Here is a 17018-nt window from a genome sequence, read left to right on the forward strand (position 1 = left end):
AAACTCACGTTGAAGGAGTTGTTCGGCTACCTCTTTTTTCACCTTTTGCCAGTCTTGTATTTTGAACAATAAGCGGTTACCGTCATGTTGAGTTGGGCTTATCCGCTGGGTTGGCCCGAGGCACTAGCGGCAATTTTATTTTTTCTTTTTTACCTCGGGTACGCTGTTCGGACGCGTCGGCTGGCGGCTCCACTAGGACAGCGGGGTTGGTCTTTAGGCTGGAAGCTAACGTTACGCTTCACCTATCTAGCCTTGTTAGGTGTCGCCTTACTAGGCCCGGCCTATGGGCTCACCCAACGTCCAGTTCGCACGGCGGGTAAAGATGTATGGCTGTTAGTAGACCTTTCCCGGTCTATGAATGCGCCTGATGTATCGCCAACGCGGCTTCAAAAAGCGAAGGCAGAACTTGCGACTCTCGTAAGCCGCTTCCAAGCCGACCGCCTAGGTTTGATTGTATTCGCGAATGAGGCGTTCGTGCAGTGTCCGCTCACGTATGATCAGGCTGCTCTACAACTATTTCTCAGTACGCTTCAAACGTCGCTAGTGCCAGCGGGCAGTACTGATTTGGTGCCGCCACTTGAGTTGGTGCTTACTCGATTGGAATCAAGCACCCCCACAACGAACAGTAATCTACCGAGGGCTACGGCCGTGGTACTCGTGACTGATGGAGAGGACTTCGGGGAAAACTTAGAACCAACCGTACGAGTGCTGGCACGCACCGGAGCCCGCGTGTTTACGATGGGTGTAGGCACGACGGAAGGCAGCGCTATTCCGCAGCCAGGAGGCCGAGGCTACTTACGGGACGCACGCGGCAGAGAGGCTGTCAGCCGCCTAGTACCGGCACCGTTACGTAGACTTGCGGAGCAAACGGGCGGACAGTACTTCGAACTAACCGACCGACGCAACGAGTTTCCACTACTAGTGAATGCGCTCAACCGCATGGAAGGACAAGCGGAACAGGTACGCACTGTGTCGGTGGCAGATAACCGCTACCGGTACCCGCTGCTGCTAGCGTTGGCACTGATGATGCTGGATGTGCTAATAACTATCAAAGTGATAAAGCCATGAAAATTTCTCTGGTGAGCAGCCTCCTACTTCTTGGTCTATGGGGCGGCCTGACGAAAATTCACGACAGAAATTTGGCAATCCAGCAGGCTGGCCAGGCTTACTTTCACCACGATTTTACGTCGGCAGCGCAGGCTTATAAGGAGGCCACGTTCGAGTTGGGTGCTTCAGCCGAAGCTGTGTGGCTCAACTTAGCCCACGCAACTGCCCAGGATGGGCGGCCGCAGGAAGCACGCGCTTATTACGGACGTTTGCTTAGCAGTAAGACGCCCGCTGTTCGAAGTACAGCAGCCCAGCAACTGGCCGTGTTAGCGGCTGGCCAAGGTGACTATGCGCAAGCACTAGCCCTCTTGCGGCAAGCTTTACTAGCTGCTCCTGCTAACGCCGATGCCCGCTATAACTACGAAGTACTACATGACTTCTTAACTCGTAGAGCAGCTGACCCGCATATGCCGCCCCCCGGCACCGACGGCAACCCCACTGAGCCCACTAAAGGCCCATCGGAGCGGAACCCGACGAGGCAGCCTCAAGCGCAGCCGGGTACTATGCAGCAAGGTCAGCTCAACGATCCTACTCAGCCGCAGAACCCGCGGAATGCTCCGGAATCCCGGGAGAACTCCAACGGACAACGCGACCCCAACCGGCCATCTACAACGCCCGGTAATTCCGCCGCCGGTAGTTTCCAGCCGGGCAAGGGGGAACAACGAAACGTAGCACAAGGGTCTCAGCCTGGCTCGGTGCAGGGCCTTAGCAATGAGGAAACCGGACCTGAAGCAACAGGCGGGGTAAGCCGGCGCGCAGGCACTGAGCAAGCCGCTGCTGATGAAGCCCAGGTGCAAACTCAGCGTGCCCGCCTACAACAGATGAATCTCAGCTCAGGGCAGGCTCGTCAACTACTCGAGGCGCTTGGGGCAGCAGAGCAGCAGTATTTGCAACAACTACCCCACCAGCTACCCGCAAAGCGGAGAAAGGCAAGCCCGGCTGGTAATGCTACGGGCAATACGAATAGAGTGGCAACTAGCAACCCAGTACTGCTCCTACCCTACCAGCAGTCCTTCACAGTCCAAATACATACCTTTGCCTCCCACATCCAACCAATCCCACCCACTCATTTTATGCAAATCAAAGAAGTAGTCATCGTAGCTGCGGTGCGCACACCTATCGGCTCATTTGGCGGCAGTTTAGCATCGTTGTCGGCCACGGAGCTGGGAGCTATTGCTATGCGAGGTGCGCTAGAAAAAGCCGGCCTCGATGGCAAGGAAGTAGATCAAGTAATAATGGGCAATGTTATTTCTGCTAATCTAGGGCAGGCGCCCGCACGCCAAGCCGCGAAGAAGGCAGGCTTGCCCGATACCGTGGAGTGCACTACCGTGAACAAGGTATGCGCTTCCGGCACCAAGGCCATTATGTTCGGAGCCCAAGCCATCATGCTTGGGCAGTCGGAGGTAGTGCTGGCGGGCGGCATGGAAAGCATGTCGAATGTGCCTACTACCTTGACAAAGCCCGTTTTGGTGCCAAATACGGTCACAGCCAGATGATTGATGGCTTGATGAAGGATGGCCTCTGGGACCCGTATAACGACTACGCCATGGGCAACGCCGCCGATGCTACAGCGGTGCACTATGGCATTACCCGCGAAGAGCAAGATGCCTTTGCCCAGCAGAGCTACGAGCGGAGCGCCGCCGCTGCTAAGGCAGGCAAGAAAAAGGACGAAATTATTCCGGTAACCATTACGGTGCGTGGTAAGAACATAGTAGTGGAAGACGACGAGGAGTATACTAAAGCTGACTTCGCCAAATTCGCAACTCTTAAGCCAGCCTTCACCAAGGAGGCTCCGTAACCGCCGCCAATGCATCTACGCTGAATGATGGTGCAGCTGCCGTGCTACTCATGAGTCGCGAAAAGGCCGAAGCGCTGGGCATCAAGCCTCTAGCACTTATCCGCGGTTTTGCCGATGCTGAGCAAGCACCAGAGTGGTTTACTACTACTCCTTCCTTGGCTATTCCGAAGGCCTTGAAGCATGCGGGAGTAGAAGCTTCTGAGGTTGATTTCTACGAAATAAACGAGGCTTTTTCGGTGGTTTCACTGGCGAACAACAAGCTTCTGAACCTGGAAGGCACTAAGGTAAACGTGTACGGGGGAGCTGTGTCGCTGGGCCACCCGCTAGGGGCGTCCGGGGCTCGCATTGTAACCACTCTTTTGAACGTGCTCCAAAATGAGGGCGGTAAGATTGGGGTGACGGGCATTTGCAACGGTGGCGGCGGCGCGAGCAGCCTCGTTCTTGAGAAGCTCTAATTCTTAGCTAGATCTAGCTAGTAATAGTGTCCTAATCCAGTAAAAAAGCCTGGCCCTTAGCGGCCAGGCTTTTTTTGTAGTTGCTGCTGATGGGCACGAAGGTTGCGCATGGTGCAGGGGTAGGCAGGCGCAGTACCCGCACTATCTACCGTAAAGTTTCGTTCTTGCTCTTATGAAACCACATCTTTTGTTGCTGCCTTTGGGGCTGCTGGCCGCTAGCACGGCCCATGCCCAGAAGCTACGGCGGCTTACTACCTTCTTCGATTCTACAAACACGCACAAGCGCGAACTATTCTCGGCAGTAGTGGGCGCCGATACGGTCATGCAAGGCCCTTACAAGCGGTTTTACTACTCGGGCAAGCTGGAAGCCCAAACCCGCTACACCGACGGCAAGCGCGACTCAGCATACGTGGAGTTTCACCCCAATGGTGGGCGGCGCCTGGAAGTAACGTACCAGCAAGGCGTCCGTCAGGGGCCCTTCAAAACATACTACGACTCAGGCAAAATTGCGCAGGAAGGCTCCTACGAAAACGACCAGCCCAGTGGTACGCTCCGCTATTACCATCCTAGTGGGGAAGTAAAGCTGGAAACAACACTCACCAACGGACAACCCGCCGGCACCATCCGGGAACTGTACCCATCGGGCAAGCCTAAGGTTGAAATTGCTTACCTAAATGGGCAAGCCAGTGGGCCCGTTAAGACCTACTACCCCAACGGGCAACTGCAGAGCGAAGGCACGTTTAACCGAGGACTGCTGGCGGGCCCTTACAAAACGTATTACGACAACGGCCAGCTGGAGGTAGATGTACAGGCCGACAAAAGCGGCAAGGGGTCTTACCGCAGCTATTACCGCTCCGGCAAACTACGCACGGAGGGCACCTATGCCCCGGCCAACTTGGTAGGGCGAGCCGTAAAAAACCCACTGGCTGATGACCTCACCAAGCAGGCCAAAAACCTGGCCGGCGGCACCAGCAACCTCGATGGACCGGCCAAATCCTACTACGAAAGCGGCGCCATCAAGAGCATCCAAACCTACCGCCAAGGTGTGCTAGTGGGTACCCAGCAGGATTATTACGAGTCGGGAAAGGTGGAGCAGAAGATAGACTATGCTAACCAGGGCCGAGACCGAAAAATCACGCTGTATTATGAGGATGGCTTCCCGCGGGAAGAGCAGCAGTATAAAAACAGCCAACCAGTAGGCCTCTGGCGTGCCTTTCACCCGGGTGGTAAGCAAGTCCAGAAGCAGGAAACGTACGTGAACGGCAAACTGGCGGGCGAGCAAATCAACTACTACCCTACCGGAACTGTGCAAAGCAAATTGACCAACGAAAATGGCAAGCCCACTGGCGTAGGTCAGGAATTTTATCCATCGGGGAAGCTGAAGGCCGAGACTACCTATGTTAAGGGTTTAAAGATGGGCACCTTCCGTCAGCTGCGCGAAGACGGCACAGCCGAAATAGCCGGCGCCTTCCGCAATGGAAAAGAAACTGGCGTGTGGAGCTACTTCGGCCCCGATGGCAAGACAGTTCAAGAAAAGAAGACGTTTCGCAATGGCCAAGTAGCCGCCCCCGGAGCTGCTCCAGCTACCAAGCCCACCCCCGCCCGCAAGCCCACTACCGCGGCAAAGCGCAAGTAGCGCACAGAAGGTAAAACCAGAGCTGGCGAGTAGATACGCTGCTCCTACCAGCACTCAGCCTCCTCGTTTCCCAGCCCAAATAGCAAGCGTAGCTTCCGTTGGTAGTACTGCCAACGGGAAGCTACGCTTGCTATTTGGGCTGGTTGGCGGAGCGAAGCACAAGCCAGCCTGGTTAGAACAGAATTGAAAATGCTGTACGGCCATTCTCCTGAGTTTCGAGCCGGAAAGTGAAATCGTGCTGCAGTAGAATGTCGCGGATAAGGGTAAGGCCGATGCCCTGACCATCGCGCTTGGTGCTGAAAAAGGGCGTAAACAGGCGTTGCTGCACCTCGGGTGCAATACCAGGTCCGTTGTTTTCGATGCACAGCCTGGCAGGCGTGTTGGTAGTACGCACCCAAACGGTACCATCCTCCCCAATGGCTTCGAGGGCGTTTTTGCAGATATTGAGCACAGCCTGCTCCAATTGTAAGGGGTCTAGCAGCACTACCAGCGGGGTAGGCGCTAGCTCCCACTGCCATTGAATGCGGCGACGCTCTGCTTGCACTTGCAGCAGGCGGGCAGTGGCGCGCAGCATTTCGTGCACATCAGTGGGCTGCCGTTGCGGCAATGGCAGGCGCACTAGGTTGGCGAAGCCAGCCATAAAGTTGGCCAAGTGAGTATTGCGGCCAATGGAAACGTCTAAGGCTTCCGTGAAATCAGGCTGGTCTTCTGCTTGCAGTTGGGGCGTGTAGTAATGGAAGCTCTGTAGGATAGAATTGATGGCGCCAATGGAGTTGTTGATTTCGTGCGACATCATGCGGATCAGCTTTTCGTAGGCTTGCTTTTCCTGCCGAATTAGATCCTGAGTTAACTCTTCCAACAGAATAAACCGCCGCGTGAACCCCCGGTCTATGAAATGCGAACAGTGGGCCCGGTACGTTTGAATACCTGATAGCTGTACTACGTGGGGCGCTTGCTCCGAGAGGTCGGCGAGGGCTGTGCCCCAATGGCCTGGTAGCTGAGCGGGTTGCTGGCCTAGAATGGCGGTGGCTGAGAGACCAAGTATGCGCTCAGCGGCGGGGTTTGTGCCCTCAATTCGGCCATCGAAGGAAAGTAGGAGTACACCCGCCGGCGAGGCCTGAATAAGACTTTCGAGCAGAAAACTCTTTTCGTGCTGCGTAATCCGCTCCTTCCGCAATTCCTCAATCATGTGGTTGTACACGTGAATGAGCTGATCCATCTCGCGCTGGCCTACGGGCACAAATTTCATAGAGAAGTCTTTGGCCCGAATTGCCTCAGTACCAGCTGCTATCAGATGAAACGGCCGCACAAATCCCTTGTATAGCTGCACCGTCAGCAGGATGCTGATAAGCAGCAGCACCTCTAGACCCACAAACAGCGGCGCGTTGCGGCGCATCACTTGCGCCGCCAGTACGATGAGCACTGCGTGAATGATGACGGCAAACAGGATAAACTTAAGACGCAGGCTCATGTGAAGCAGGTAATCGAGTTACAGAGCCAAAAGCTACCTATTCTGCATCGAACGGAATGGCATACTTCTCCAATCGGCGGTAGAGGGCCCCACGGCTGAGGCCCAGGGCTTTTGCTACGCGGCTGATGTTGCCGCCGTAGTGCTCCAGAGTCCGCCGAATCATTTGGGCTTCAAGCTCATCGAGGGTTATGGTACCAGGCTCGGGTAGCTCGCCCGCCTCAGAGGCGCGCACGAGGGGCCGCTGGAATTGGGCTTGAAAGTCTTCGGGGCCGAGCTCGTCTTTGCCAGACACCAGCACCGCGCGCTCCACTAGGTTTTTTAGCTCTCGGATGTTGCCTGGCAGGGGCTGCTCCTGCAACCAGTGTTGGGCCCGCGTACCTACTTTCAGGGCGGGCCGGTTGTAGGTAGCACGCAACCCGTCCACGAAGTGCTGCACAAGCAGTGGAATGTCCTGGGGCCGCTCGCGCAGGGCGGGTAGGCGCACCGTAATCAGGTTGATGCGGTAAAACAAATCCTCGCGAAAACGGCCCTGCTGCACCATCTCGGCCAGGTTGCGGTTGGTGGCACAAATCACCCGAATGTCGAGGCGGCGGGGCTTGCTGTCGCCCAGCACCTCGTAGGTGCGGTCTTGCAGCACACGCAGCAGCTTCACTTGGCTACCCAGGTCCAGCTCCCCTATCTCATCCAGAAAAATGGTGCCGCCATTGGCTAGCTCAAAGCGCCCCACACGGTCGGTTTTCGCATCGGTGAAGGCGCCGCGGCGGTGCCCAAACATTTCACTCTCGAACAAGGAGGCTGAAATACCGCCTAGGTTTACTTTCACAAAGGGCTGCCGCCGACGCTGGCTGTTGTGGTGCACAGCCTCGGCAATTAGCTCCTTACCCGTTCCCGATTCGCCTTCAATGAGTACCGAAGCATCAGTAGCGGCTACCTGGCCCACGTTGCGCAGCACGTGCAGGAGGCGCGCATCCTGACCCACAATATCCCGGAAATTATACTGCTTATCTAGTTGGCGGCGACTGAGGGCGGCCGGGTCGGCGTCGGATTCTGCTTCGTGCAGGCTCAGGATAGTGCGGATAGTTTGGAGCAGGGCGTCGTTGTTCCAGGGCTTGGTAACAAACTCAGCTGCTCCCGCCTTCATGCCTTCTACGGCCAGCGTGATAGAGCCCCAGCCCGTAATTAGTACCACTGGTAAGGCCGGGCGCAACTGCTTTACCTGGCCCAGCAGGTCTAAGCCATCTCGGCCCGACGTATCCAGGGAATAGTTCATATCCATCAGCACGAGGCGAGGCTGCTTTTCACGCACGGCATGCAAGGCCTCGGCCGGGGTAGCTACTGCTTCTACCACGTAGCCGTGTTGTTTGAGAAGCAACCGCAAAGAAGTGCGAACGGCTACATCATCGTCGATAATCAGTATCATAGCGTGGGCGAAGGACGGAAATTGAACGCGAAGGACAATGCCTCCACCCTACTCTTCGCGCAAGGCTACGGCGGGCTGAATAGCCGAGGCCATACGGCTGGGATACAGGGCGCACAGGGCCGTGAGCACGTAGATCAGCATGGAGGCCAGAGCCATACCGGCCAGGTACACGGGTAGCTTAATGCTCATTACGCCCAGTAGCGGAAACTGCGCCGCTACCAGCAGCCCGAAAGCCAGTCCGAACGTGGTAACGACCATTACCTCACCCAGAAATTGCGCGCTGATGCGGCTGCCAGTGGCGCCAATGGCCCGGCGCAGCCCGATTTCGGCGCGGCGCTGGCTGATATTGTACCACAGTACCCCAAACAGCCCCAGGGCCACGTTGAAAATCAGGAAGCTGCATACCAGCACCATACCACCCATGGGGGCCAGCGCATACTTCATACGAGTGGTGCGCTGCTCACGCAGGGTAGTAACGGCAGATTTCCAGCCACCCGTCACGGCCGCTATTTCTTTGGTGATGCGCTGCTCTAGCTCGGCGGTGGCGGTAGGCTGCACCCGAATCAGCAGCCGGGGCCGGTCGAAGTTGGTGGTGTCGTTAGGGTCTACTAAGGTTTTGCTGCGTTGAAAAACGGCCGGCTGTAGTTCCTGAAATTCGCCCCGGCCGCGGTAAGACGACGCCAATACGCCTATCACCTGGTATTCGTCGTTGTCTGAATCACGAATGATTTTGCCAACGGCCGACTCGTTGGGAAACAAGGCTTGGCGCATTTCTTTGGAGATGACGAGCGGTGAACGGGCAGCCGCTTCGTCGTGCCGGTTAAACCAGCGGCCTTCCGCCAGCTCTAGGCTCAGCACGTCCTGCATATCATCGCCAGCAGTGTAGAAGTCGCTGTTGGTTGACTTGGTACCGGCTTTAAAGTCGGTGCTACTGTCGCTGAATGAGAACGGCGTATTGGAGTAGGTAGACGCTACACTACGGACACCGGGCACGGATTTGAGGTGCTGAATCAGGCGCTGAAACGTGGCGTCCTGCCGGCTGATGGGCTGACCGTTGGGGTCCATATCTACCTGCCACACGTACTCGTAGGTGTAGCCTAGCGGGGCCGTGTACTTACGGTAGTTGTCAACCAGTAGGCTGCCCAGCACGAACAGCACCACGAAGGCAAAGAATATTTCGGTAACCAGCAGGAAATTAGCCCGTTTGCGGTTCCAAATCAAAGTAAACAGGTGGCGTATCATGGGATTGGGAGAGCAAAAGTGAAAACTAGTTACGGCCGCCTTTCAGGGCTTGCACAGCCTGAAGCTTCGACATTTTGTAGGCCGGGTACACGCCCGACAGCACCCCGAACAGCAAGCTCAGTAGCAGCCCACCCGCGAAAATGCGGGGATTGAGCGTGAGCGTGGTGTAAGGGATGAAGCCGCTGCTATCAATTAGGTGCAGCACCACGCTGGCCAGCACCAGGCCTAACACCCCGCCCAGCAAGGTCAGAAACACATTCTCCACCAGAAACTGCCGGATGAGCGTGCCCGAAGTAGCCCCGAAGGCCTTCCGCACCCCGATTTCTGAGGAGCGCTCCAGAATACGGCTCACGTTGACGTTGATGAGGTTGAGTGCCGGCAGCAGCATGAACAACAACGTGACGAGGGCCACTTTGCCCATCAGATCGGCCACCCCGTCGTCGGGCTTGCTGTTGTTGTTGAACCAGCGCACCGTGGAGGACAGCAGCGTGCCGGCGTACACGTGCACTTTTGCGTGCTTTTTGGGGTCGGGCACGGGCACTTGGTCTACCACTCGGTTGAACTCGGCCTGAATGGCGGGCAGGTCGGCAGGGGTGCGGGCTTGCAAAATGGCCATACAGTCGCCGAAGTAGCTGGGGTCTTTGGCATCTTGGGTGCTGGTGCTGATGGGCGCCCACATGTCGGCGTAGGAGTTGAAGCGCATGCCGGGCACATCCTTCACCACTCCTATCACCTGATAGCGTATCCGGTCGGTTTCAATGGTTTTGCCCAGCACGCCGCTGATCGTGCCGAAGTAAGCGCGGCAGGTTCGCTCGTTGATAACAGCAACGTGGGCTCCGCTTTGCACTTCGCTTAGGGTATAGGGGCGACCTTCTACAAAGTCGAAATCCAGCACTTGCCAAAACTGGCCGTCAGTATATTTCAGGTCCACGTCTAGCTTTTGATTGCCCACATAGGCAGCGGTAGAGCTGAAATACGTGCTGATGGAAACAACTTCCGGCGTTTTGAGTGGCCGCACATAGCGCTCCAGGAAGCTGTAGCTGATAGTGCCGTTATTGGTGCCGTTGTCGTTCTTGAAAGATATCGTTGCGCGGTTGACGAATAGCAGCCGGTCCACTTTTTTTTCGGGCGTGTGAGGGCCCACAGTGTGGTCGTAGAAAGCATACACCACCAGCAGAATCATCAGCGTGAAGCTGATACCAAACAGGCTGATGAAGGTGAAGAACTTGCGGCGCAGCAAGACTTTCCAGGCAATTTTTAGATAGCTAAGCAACATGAGCGTAGGTAGTAGAGGAAGAGGAGTAGGAATAGTGCAGGGCCATCACCCGCCGCTGAAGCACCGCGCGCGCCTTGCTGAGTTGCGACTTGCTGGTGCCTTCTGAAATCCCCAAAAGAGCCGCCACCTCGGGGTGAGTGTAGCCCTCCAGGGCGCAGAGGTTGAACACTACGCGGTAGCCAGCGGGCAACTCCTGCACGAGTTGTAGTAGGTCAGCGGCTTGCAGTTCCACGTCGGCCGTGGGCAAACTGGTGGCCAGGTAGCTAGTGGGGCAGTCGTCAATGCAGATTGTGAGCGACTCCCGGCGGCGCAGGCAGTTTAGGGCTTCGTGCACCATAATGCGGCGCACCCACCCTTCTAGGCTACCCTTGCCCTCAAACTGGTGGAGGCTGCGAAAAACCTTCACAAACCCACGGGCCAGCACATCTTCCGCTTCGAACTTATGCCGCACGTAGCGCAGGCATAGGGCCAACATTTTAGAAGCGAAGCGGGAGTACAACTGCTCCTGGGCGGCGGCATTTTGGCGGCGGCAAGCAGCTACCAATTCAGCGTCCGTAAGTGGGAGGGCAAGCGACTTCATAGGGGGAGCGTGTAGCGCGAAGCGCGGGTTACACATGGTGGTTGTAAGTCAACTGGGCGTTCGGCAAGCGGCAAGGGGAACTATTGCACTTGGCTGCCGTCGAAGAAGCGGATGAGGCGCTGCGTGCGGCGGCCTTGCTGCTCGTCGTGGGTTACCATCACAATGGTGGTGCCTTCCTCCCGGTTGAGGCTTAGCAACAACTCCATAATCTCCTCCCCCATCACCGAGTCGAGGTTGCCGGTGGGTTCGTCGGCCAGAATAATTTCGGGGCGACCGGCCAAGGCCCGGGCAATGGCTACCCGCTGGCGCTGCCCGCCCGATAGTTGGCTGGGGAAATGGTGGGTCCGAGCGCCCAGCCCTACTTTCTCGAGGGCGGCGTAGGCCCGCGCCCGCCGCTCCTTACCGCTTACCCCCGGCCGGTACAGGAGAGGTAGCTCCACGTTGTCGAGCACGGAGAGGTCGTTGATGAGGTGGTAGCTCTGAAAAACGAAGCCGATTTTGTGGTTGCGCAACGAAGCCAGCTCTTTATCGGAGTACGACTGCACTGGGCGGCCATCCAGCTCAATTACTCCGGCGGTAGGCTCATCCAGCAGGCCCATAATGCTGAGCAGCGTAGACTTGCCGCAGCCAGAAGGCCCCATAATCGACACGAACTCGCCTTTATTAATGGTGAGGTTCACGCGGTTCAGCGCTACGGTTTCAATCGTTTTGGTCTGGTATACCTTCTCAATATCGCGCAGTTGAATAACAGGTTGGGGCTGGGCAGATGCAGTGACCGTAGCGGCGGTTACCTGGGGCCGAACCACCGATTGAGTGAGGATATTTTCCATGAGAGTATAGAGTAGGGATGAGAAGAGTGACGAAGAAGGGTGTCCGGTTTCGAGCAGCTGAGTACCGGGTTCTCTGTAGTATAGCCAAGCGCCATGCCATGTTTTTATCACATTGAATTACAGTATCTTATATCAATAATAAGGTTTGCACTAACTAGAAATATTGTCCAAAAACGGACACTGTGTTCGGTAATAAATGGGCGAGTGTACGCTTTTCGTCTTTTGCAGACTTGTGGTATGTAGCCCAGGAATGGGTTTCGCACAACCATAAGTTCTAGCCAAACTTTCTGGCCCTCGTCGGGTTGCTCATGCTTTGAATTCTACAAGCCATTTGCTGCCATGACGACTACCGCGCTTACTACCCTTTATCAAGAGTTGGCTCCTTGTACCAGTCTCAGCTTAAGCACACTGCTACCCCAGGGCATTCAGCGCGAAGTAGGCCACTTCAATGCGTTTGATTTAGCCAACTTCTGGGATTCTACCCACCTACTACCGGCCACGTCTTACCCTTGCCGTTCCTTCTACAAAATCAGCTTGTTGCGCAGCCGCAGCCGCGCCGAATACGCCGACCAAACTATTACTATTGAGCCCAATGCTTTAGTATTTTCGTCGCCCAAGGTATCGTTTCAGTGGCAGCCCGTTGAGACGCAACAGGGGCATCTTTGCCTCTTCACGGCGGAGTTCTTGCTGCCGGTTCTCGGAGGCCTTACCCCCGACGAGCTGCCCCTATTCCAAGCCAACGGCTACCCTGTGTTTCAACTGACGTCAACTGAAGCCGCGCGGGCGGAGAGTATTTTCGCCAGGATGCACGAGGAACTAACCTCCGACTACACCCACAAGTACGACCTACTGCGGGCCTACGTGCTGGAATTGTTGCATCTGGGCCAGAAACGGCAGCCGGCCACCATGCTACACCCCGCTCATTCGGCAGCGGCCCGGCTCTCGTCGCGCTTTATAGAGTTGCTGGAACGGCAGTTCCCGCTCACCACGCCCCAGCAGCGCGTACCGTTGCGCACCGCCAAAGACTTTGCCGACCACTTAGCGGTGCACGTCAACCACCTCAACAAGGTGCTCAAGGACAGTACCGGCCGCACCACCACTAACCTCATCGGGGGGCGGCTAGCACAGGAGGCTAAGGTGCTCCTACACCAAACTGACTGGACACTCTGGGAAATTGCCGACAGTCTGGGTTTCGTGGATGTGGCGCACTTCTCGCATTTCTTCCGCCGCTACGCCACCGTGAGCCCCGGCGCTTTCCGTACGCTGGAGGCCTTCCCGATTTGATTTCTACAATAAGTAGATTGGCGGGTACAACACCGCTGCTCGCAAGCCGAAGGACCTTTGCCGTGTTCCATTAACACTACAAACGCACTTCGCATGAGTACTTCCAAAATAGCCCTCGTAACCGGCAGCAGCCGGGGCCTGGGCAAAGACATGGCCTTGAAACTAGCCCAGCAGGGCATCGACGTTATCCTAACCTACCGCAGTCAGCAGGCTGATGCCGCCGCCGTAGTAGCCGAAATCGAAGCCCTAGGACGCCGCGCCGTGGCTCTGCCCCTGAACGCCGCCGATATCAGTACGTTTGACACTTTCTTCGCGCAGGTCACTACGGCCTTAGCCGATACCTTTGGCACCGACCGGTTCGACTTTCTCATCAACAACGCCGGCACCAGCCTCACCGCTCCTATTGCCGAGAATACTGAGGCGCAGTTTGACGAGATGCTCAACATTCACTTCAAGGGCGTGTACTTCCTCACGCAAAAGGCGTTGCCGCTCCTACGCGACGGGGGTCGGATTATTAATATTTCCTCCGGTACCACGCGGGTTGCTTTCGCAGGAAGCTCGGCCTACGCCAGTATGAAAGGAGCGGTGGAAGTCTTCACGCGCTACCTGGCCCTGGAGCTAGGTAGCCGAGGCATTGCCGCCAATGTGGTAGCGCCTGGGGCAGTATTCGGTGGCGGCGCCATGACGGATACGCCTGAAATCCGCGCCTACGTGGCCCAAATTACGGCCCTAGGCCGCGTGGCCGAGCCCGACGACATCGGTGGCATTGTCGCCTTCCTCTGCACCGATGCCGCACGGTGGCTCAACGGCCAGCGTCTTGAAGCAACGGGCGGAATGATGCTGTAAGACAGTAGCTAGGCAATAATTTACCCATCTGCTTCGCAGACAACAAGCCTGCCGCTGCCGGTAAGTCCGGCAGCGGCAGGCTTGTTGTCTGTAATAGTGAGAATAAGCTGTATGAATAGTGAATGATGTACAAAAACTATAATCAAAAGGTCGTCATTCCTCGACAAGCTCAGAATGACGACCTTTATTGAACTGCTATCCACATAGCATAGGTATAATTTATTTATTATCAATCACTTACTAAATATATAATGCTAAAATGCGTTTTATGAACTGTTAAGCCGGTTTACTTTGCTGCTAGGGGTAGTTGGCGTTCAAAGTCGTAGAGAGTGAGGGCCCGCAACCGGTAGTGCGCTACCCACGCTGCGCGCAGGGCCTGGATGTAGGCACGACGAGCTTGGTCTTTTTCAGCGGAAGCAATGGTGAGGTCGGTGAGGCTGATGCGGCCGACTTTGTAGGTAGCCTGGGCAATAGTGTAGCGCTGCAAGGCCAAGGAATCGGCGCGGGTGGCTAGGTCGAGTTGTTGGCTGAGGGTACCGAGTTGGGTGGCCTGGACTTGTACACTCTGTTCGAAGGCGGCTTCCTCTTGGGCCACATCGGTCTGAACTTGGCGGCGCGTTAGCTCCGCTGTTTTCACAATGGCCTTTTGCCGGCCCCAGTCTACTAGTGGCAAAGCAAACGTCAGCTGTACTTGCTGCTGATTTTGCAAGGCGGCATATGTGGCCCACAGGTTGCCCGCTTGGTTCACGTAGCCCAGGTTGGCCGACAGCGTTGCTTGAAACCCGGTAGTGCCCCGCGCTAGCGCCACCTCCCGCTCCGCCTGCAACAACCGGCGGCGGTAGGCCAGCACTACGCTTCTGTTTTGGCGGGCCTCCCCCAGCGCTTGCTCGGCGGGCACTACCAGCCGGGGCGCCGCCACTGGCACCAATAGGCGCAGGGCTTCGGCCCGCAACCCGGTGTAGCTTTGCAGGCTCACGGCGGCATTCTGCGCATCTAGCTGGCCCTGCGCCATGGCCTGGCGGGCATTCAGCAGGTTGAGTTCCAAACGTAGCACGTCGCTCTGGGAGAGGCGGCCTAACTGGAAGCGCTCCTTGCCTATGCGTAGCAATTCCTCATTGGCTCGCACGTTTTGGCTTGCCACCTCGGCATTTACTTGTTGCTGCAACACGTCAAAAAACAACTCTGTGATGCGCTGTGCAATACTTTCGCGCTCCTCAACGTACAGCCGCTGGCTTTCCTGGTAGCGCAAGGGCTCAATACGCCGGTCCCACTTCAAGCTGTTAAACCGCCCGAGCGGCTGGGTAAGTCCAATGGCTACGGGCTGGTTATTATAGCGTTTTAGTTGGCCGTTGAAGTCATCGAAGCGCTGCACCTCCGAAGCCACGAATACTTGCCCACCCGTCAGGCCAATGTTCTGGCTCACGCTAGGGCCAGGTTGGAGTTGTTGATGCGCACAGCCCGGAAGTCGGTAGTGCCATCGGGCTGCACCACGGGCGTGATGACGCGGCTGAACCCGGGCAATGTGCCCTGCAAGCCTAGCTGGGGCTTGTAATTAGCCTGGTAGGTGCGCCACTGCCAGTAGCTTTGGTCGCGGGAGGTTTGGGTTTGCTTTGCCACGGCCGACTGGTTCAGCGCTACCTCAATAACTTCTTGCAGCGTCAGGGGGGCCGACTGGTTTTGGGCTACTACTGGTCCGCCGGCCAGCAGCAACAGGAAAGCAAGTATCCGTTTCATGGTGCTAGCTAGTTTTGGATGAGTAGTTCGGGCGTGTCCGCGTAGTCCTTGGTATCCGACACAATGAGTTGCTCGCCGGGTTGTACACCACTTGTTATCTGCACGAAGTCGAGGTTGCTCTCGCCGAATTGCGCAATGCGCCGAATAGCTTTGCCATCCTTCACCACAAACACGGGCTGCTCCTTACCTCCCTGGTAGAAAGAGCCATTCTTTACCCGCACTACGTTGTGCAGAGCTTTCGTTATCACAAACACGTCGGCCCGGAGGTTGGAGCGCAGGGCCGAGTGGTGGTCTTGCGTGAGCATGGCGTAGAAGGTCACTACGCCCTTGTCAACGGCGGGACTCACGGTGCTGATGGAACCCCGCAAATCGGTGCCATTGACGCGGACTATAACGGGGTCGCCGAGGTGCAGCGCGTCGGCATAGGCATCGGAAATGGTGGCGCGCACCCGGAAGCGGCTCAAGTCGGCTATCCGGGCCAGGGGGTCGCCAGCCTGCACGGTAGAGCCCAGGTCCTCATTTACCCACGTGAGCACTCCCGGCTGCTGGCTGCTAATATTCGCTTGGGCTAGCTTGCCGGCCAACTCCCCAATGCTGCGGTCCTGAATCTGCATGGTGAAGCCCAGTTCCCGCACATCGGCCGCATTAGCCGCCCGCTGGTTGCGGATCTGCTCGCCTAAGCGGCGTAGCTCAAGCTGCGCTACCTTCAGACTCAACTCAGCTTGGCGCACGCTCTCAGACGTTCCCCCGCCTATCTTCAGAAGGTATTGCTCGTCGCGCAGTGCCGATTGCAGGCTGCGTACTTTCACTTGCTGCACCTGCTCTTGGGAGCGAAGGTCGTTCAGGGCTTTTTCCAGGGTGAGTTGCAACTGCCCGTTTTTGTTCCGGTTCTGCTGCTGCTCGTCTTGGAGCTTAGCTAAGGCGGAGGTAGTCAACTCCCGGTCCAGCTCCACAATGATTTGCCCCGGCTGCACCTTACTACCCACCGGTACCACTACCCGCCGGATAGTGCTCTGGATAGGGCTAGTAATAACTGCTTCGTGCGCCGGAATGATAACGCCAGCGGCAGTGAGCGAAGCCTCCATATCGCCAGTTCGGTGGTAGCAGTGAGAACAGTACTGCGTTCCAATGTGGGCTGAAGGACGTTGCGGAAGGCTAATAGGGTAGCTGCTAGTGCCAGCAACAGGCCGGCTCCCACCAGCCAACGACGGCGCTGGCGGCGGTTTTGAGTAGAAGTAGATAAGGCTCTGTCCATTTTCGTACAGGAAGGAAAGGAGTTCCCTACCTATCAGCCAAGCCCCATGCCACTTTGTTATTTAACTTAATATCAATAACTTAT

The 17018-nt window shown here is 56.7% G+C and carries 13 protein-coding genes and 1 pseudogene; 5 read left to right on the plus strand and 9 right to left on the minus strand.

The features are described from left to right. Positions 1 to 84: 84 nt before the first annotated feature. The 3 genes and pseudogenes from VI25_RS05490 (at position 85) to VI25_RS05500 (ending at position 4996) form a co-directional block, all read left to right on the plus strand. Positions 85 to 1068, plus strand: a complete 984-nt coding sequence (locus VI25_RS05490; RefSeq protein ID WP_045688813.1) for a VWA domain-containing protein — start codon at positions 85 to 87, stop codon at positions 1066 to 1068. 1112 nt (positions 1069 to 2180) lie between these two features. Beyond that, a pseudogene (locus VI25_RS05495) lies at positions 2181 to 3360 on the plus strand (acetyl-CoA C-acyltransferase). Positions 3361 to 3532: 172 nt separating this feature from the next. Continuing rightward, a complete protein-coding gene (locus VI25_RS05500; RefSeq protein WP_082455406.1) occupies positions 3533 to 4996 on the plus strand; it encodes a toxin-antitoxin system YwqK family antitoxin in 1464 nt (487 codons plus the stop codon). Between the two features lie 172 nt (positions 4997 to 5168). On the opposite strand, the gene VI25_RS05505 is transcribed toward VI25_RS05500, so the two are convergent. From VI25_RS05505 to VI25_RS05530, 6 genes are all read right to left on the minus strand, one after another. Next, positions 5169 to 6467 (minus strand): sensor histidine kinase, encoded by a 1299-nt coding sequence (locus VI25_RS05505; protein ID WP_045689713.1) that lies wholly within the window; start codon positions 6465 to 6467, stop codon positions 5169 to 5171. Between the two features lie 37 nt (positions 6468 to 6504). Beyond that, on the minus strand, positions 6505 to 7887 hold the full coding sequence (locus tag VI25_RS05510) for a sigma-54-dependent transcriptional regulator (RefSeq protein WP_055562337.1): 1383 nt from the start codon (positions 7885 to 7887) through the stop codon (positions 6505 to 6507). A 48-nt stretch (positions 7888 to 7935) separates the two neighbouring features. Continuing rightward, positions 7936 to 9129, minus strand: coding sequence for an ABC transporter permease (locus VI25_RS05515; RefSeq protein WP_045689714.1), 1194 nt, complete (start codon positions 9127 to 9129; stop codon positions 7936 to 7938). Between the two features lie 25 nt (positions 9130 to 9154). After that, positions 9155 to 10405: an ABC transporter permease gene (locus tag VI25_RS05520; protein ID WP_045689715.1), complete on the minus strand. Its 1251-nt coding sequence runs from the start codon at positions 10403 to 10405 to the stop codon at positions 9155 to 9157. After that, on the minus strand, positions 10395 to 10985 hold the full coding sequence (locus VI25_RS05525) for an RNA polymerase sigma factor (protein WP_045689716.1): 591 nt from the start codon (positions 10983 to 10985) through the stop codon (positions 10395 to 10397). The genes VI25_RS05520 and VI25_RS05525 overlap by 11 nt, the downstream gene beginning before the upstream one ends. Positions 10986 to 11065: 80 nt before the next feature. Next, positions 11066 to 11815: an ABC transporter ATP-binding protein gene (locus tag VI25_RS05530; RefSeq protein ID WP_082455407.1), complete on the minus strand. Its 750-nt coding sequence runs from the start codon at positions 11813 to 11815 to the stop codon at positions 11066 to 11068. Positions 11816 to 12154: 339 nt separating this feature from the next. On the opposite strand from VI25_RS05530, the gene VI25_RS05535 reads away from it, so the two are divergent. Beyond that, positions 12155 to 13099 (plus strand): helix-turn-helix domain-containing protein, encoded by a 945-nt coding sequence (locus VI25_RS05535; protein ID WP_045689717.1) that lies wholly within the window; start codon positions 12155 to 12157, stop codon positions 13097 to 13099. Positions 13100 to 13192: 93 nt separating this feature from the next. Then, the gene (locus VI25_RS05540) at positions 13193 to 13945 is read left to right on the plus strand and encodes an SDR family NAD(P)-dependent oxidoreductase (protein ID WP_045689718.1); all 753 of its coding nucleotides are present in this window, start codon (positions 13193 to 13195) and stop codon (positions 13943 to 13945) included. A gap of 286 nt (positions 13946 to 14231) precedes the next feature. Here VI25_RS05540 and VI25_RS05545 read toward each other — a convergent pair whose 3' ends face one another. The 3 genes from VI25_RS05545 to VI25_RS05555 are packed head-to-tail and all read right to left on the minus strand — an operon-like array spanning position 14232 to position 16764. Then, positions 14232 to 15368 (minus strand): TolC family protein, encoded by a 1137-nt coding sequence (locus VI25_RS05545; protein WP_055562338.1) that lies wholly within the window; start codon positions 15366 to 15368, stop codon positions 14232 to 14234. Continuing rightward, positions 15365 to 15679, minus strand: a complete 315-nt coding sequence (locus VI25_RS23945; protein ID WP_052695676.1) for a hypothetical protein — start codon at positions 15677 to 15679, stop codon at positions 15365 to 15367. Before VI25_RS23945 ends, VI25_RS05545 begins: the two co-directional genes overlap by 4 nt. An 8-nt stretch (positions 15680 to 15687) precedes the next feature. Continuing rightward, positions 15688 to 16764, minus strand: a complete 1077-nt coding sequence (locus tag VI25_RS05555; protein ID WP_055562339.1) for an efflux RND transporter periplasmic adaptor subunit — start codon at positions 16762 to 16764, stop codon at positions 15688 to 15690. Positions 16765 to 17018: the final 254 nt, after the last annotated feature.

Source organism: Hymenobacter sp. AT01-02 (assembly GCF_000961955.2).
Classification (GTDB): domain Bacteria; phylum Bacteroidota; class Bacteroidia; order Cytophagales; family Hymenobacteraceae; genus Hymenobacter; species Hymenobacter mucosus.

Bases quoted from the DNA above. Each gene is read 5' to 3' on its own strand.
- VI25_RS05490 (WP_045688813.1), top strand. From the start codon at position 85: ATGTTGAGTTGGGCTTATCCGCTGGGTTGGCCCGAGGCACTAGCGGCA.
- VI25_RS05500 (WP_082455406.1), top strand. From the start codon at position 3,533: ATGAAACCACATCTTTTGTTGCTGCCTTTGGGGCTGCTGGCCGCTAGC.
- VI25_RS05505 (WP_045689713.1), bottom strand. From the start codon at position 6,467: ATGAGCCTGCGTCTTAAGTTTATCCTGTTTGCCGTCATCATTCACGCA.
- VI25_RS05510 (WP_055562337.1), bottom strand. From the start codon at position 7,887: ATGATACTGATTATCGACGATGATGTAGCCGTTCGCACTTCTTTGCGG.
- VI25_RS05515 (WP_045689714.1), bottom strand. From the start codon at position 9,129: ATGATACGCCACCTGTTTACTTTGATTTGGAACCGCAAACGGGCTAAT.
- VI25_RS05520 (WP_045689715.1), bottom strand. From the start codon at position 10,405: ATGTTGCTTAGCTATCTAAAAATTGCCTGGAAAGTCTTGCTGCGCCGC.
- VI25_RS05525 (WP_045689716.1), bottom strand. From the start codon at position 10,985: ATGAAGTCGCTTGCCCTCCCACTTACGGACGCTGAATTGGTAGCTGCT.
- VI25_RS05530 (WP_082455407.1), bottom strand. From the start codon at position 11,815: ATGGAAAATATCCTCACTCAATCGGTGGTTCGGCCCCAGGTAACCGCC.
- VI25_RS05535 (WP_045689717.1), top strand. From the start codon at position 12,155: ATGACGACTACCGCGCTTACTACCCTTTATCAAGAGTTGGCTCCTTGT.
- VI25_RS05540 (WP_045689718.1), top strand. From the start codon at position 13,193: ATGAGTACTTCCAAAATAGCCCTCGTAACCGGCAGCAGCCGGGGCCTG.
- VI25_RS23945 (WP_052695676.1), bottom strand. From the start codon at position 15,679: ATGAAACGGATACTTGCTTTCCTGTTGCTGCTGGCCGGCGGACCAGTA.
- VI25_RS05555 (WP_055562339.1), bottom strand. From the start codon at position 16,764: ATGGAGGCTTCGCTCACTGCCGCTGGCGTTATCATTCCGGCGCACGAA.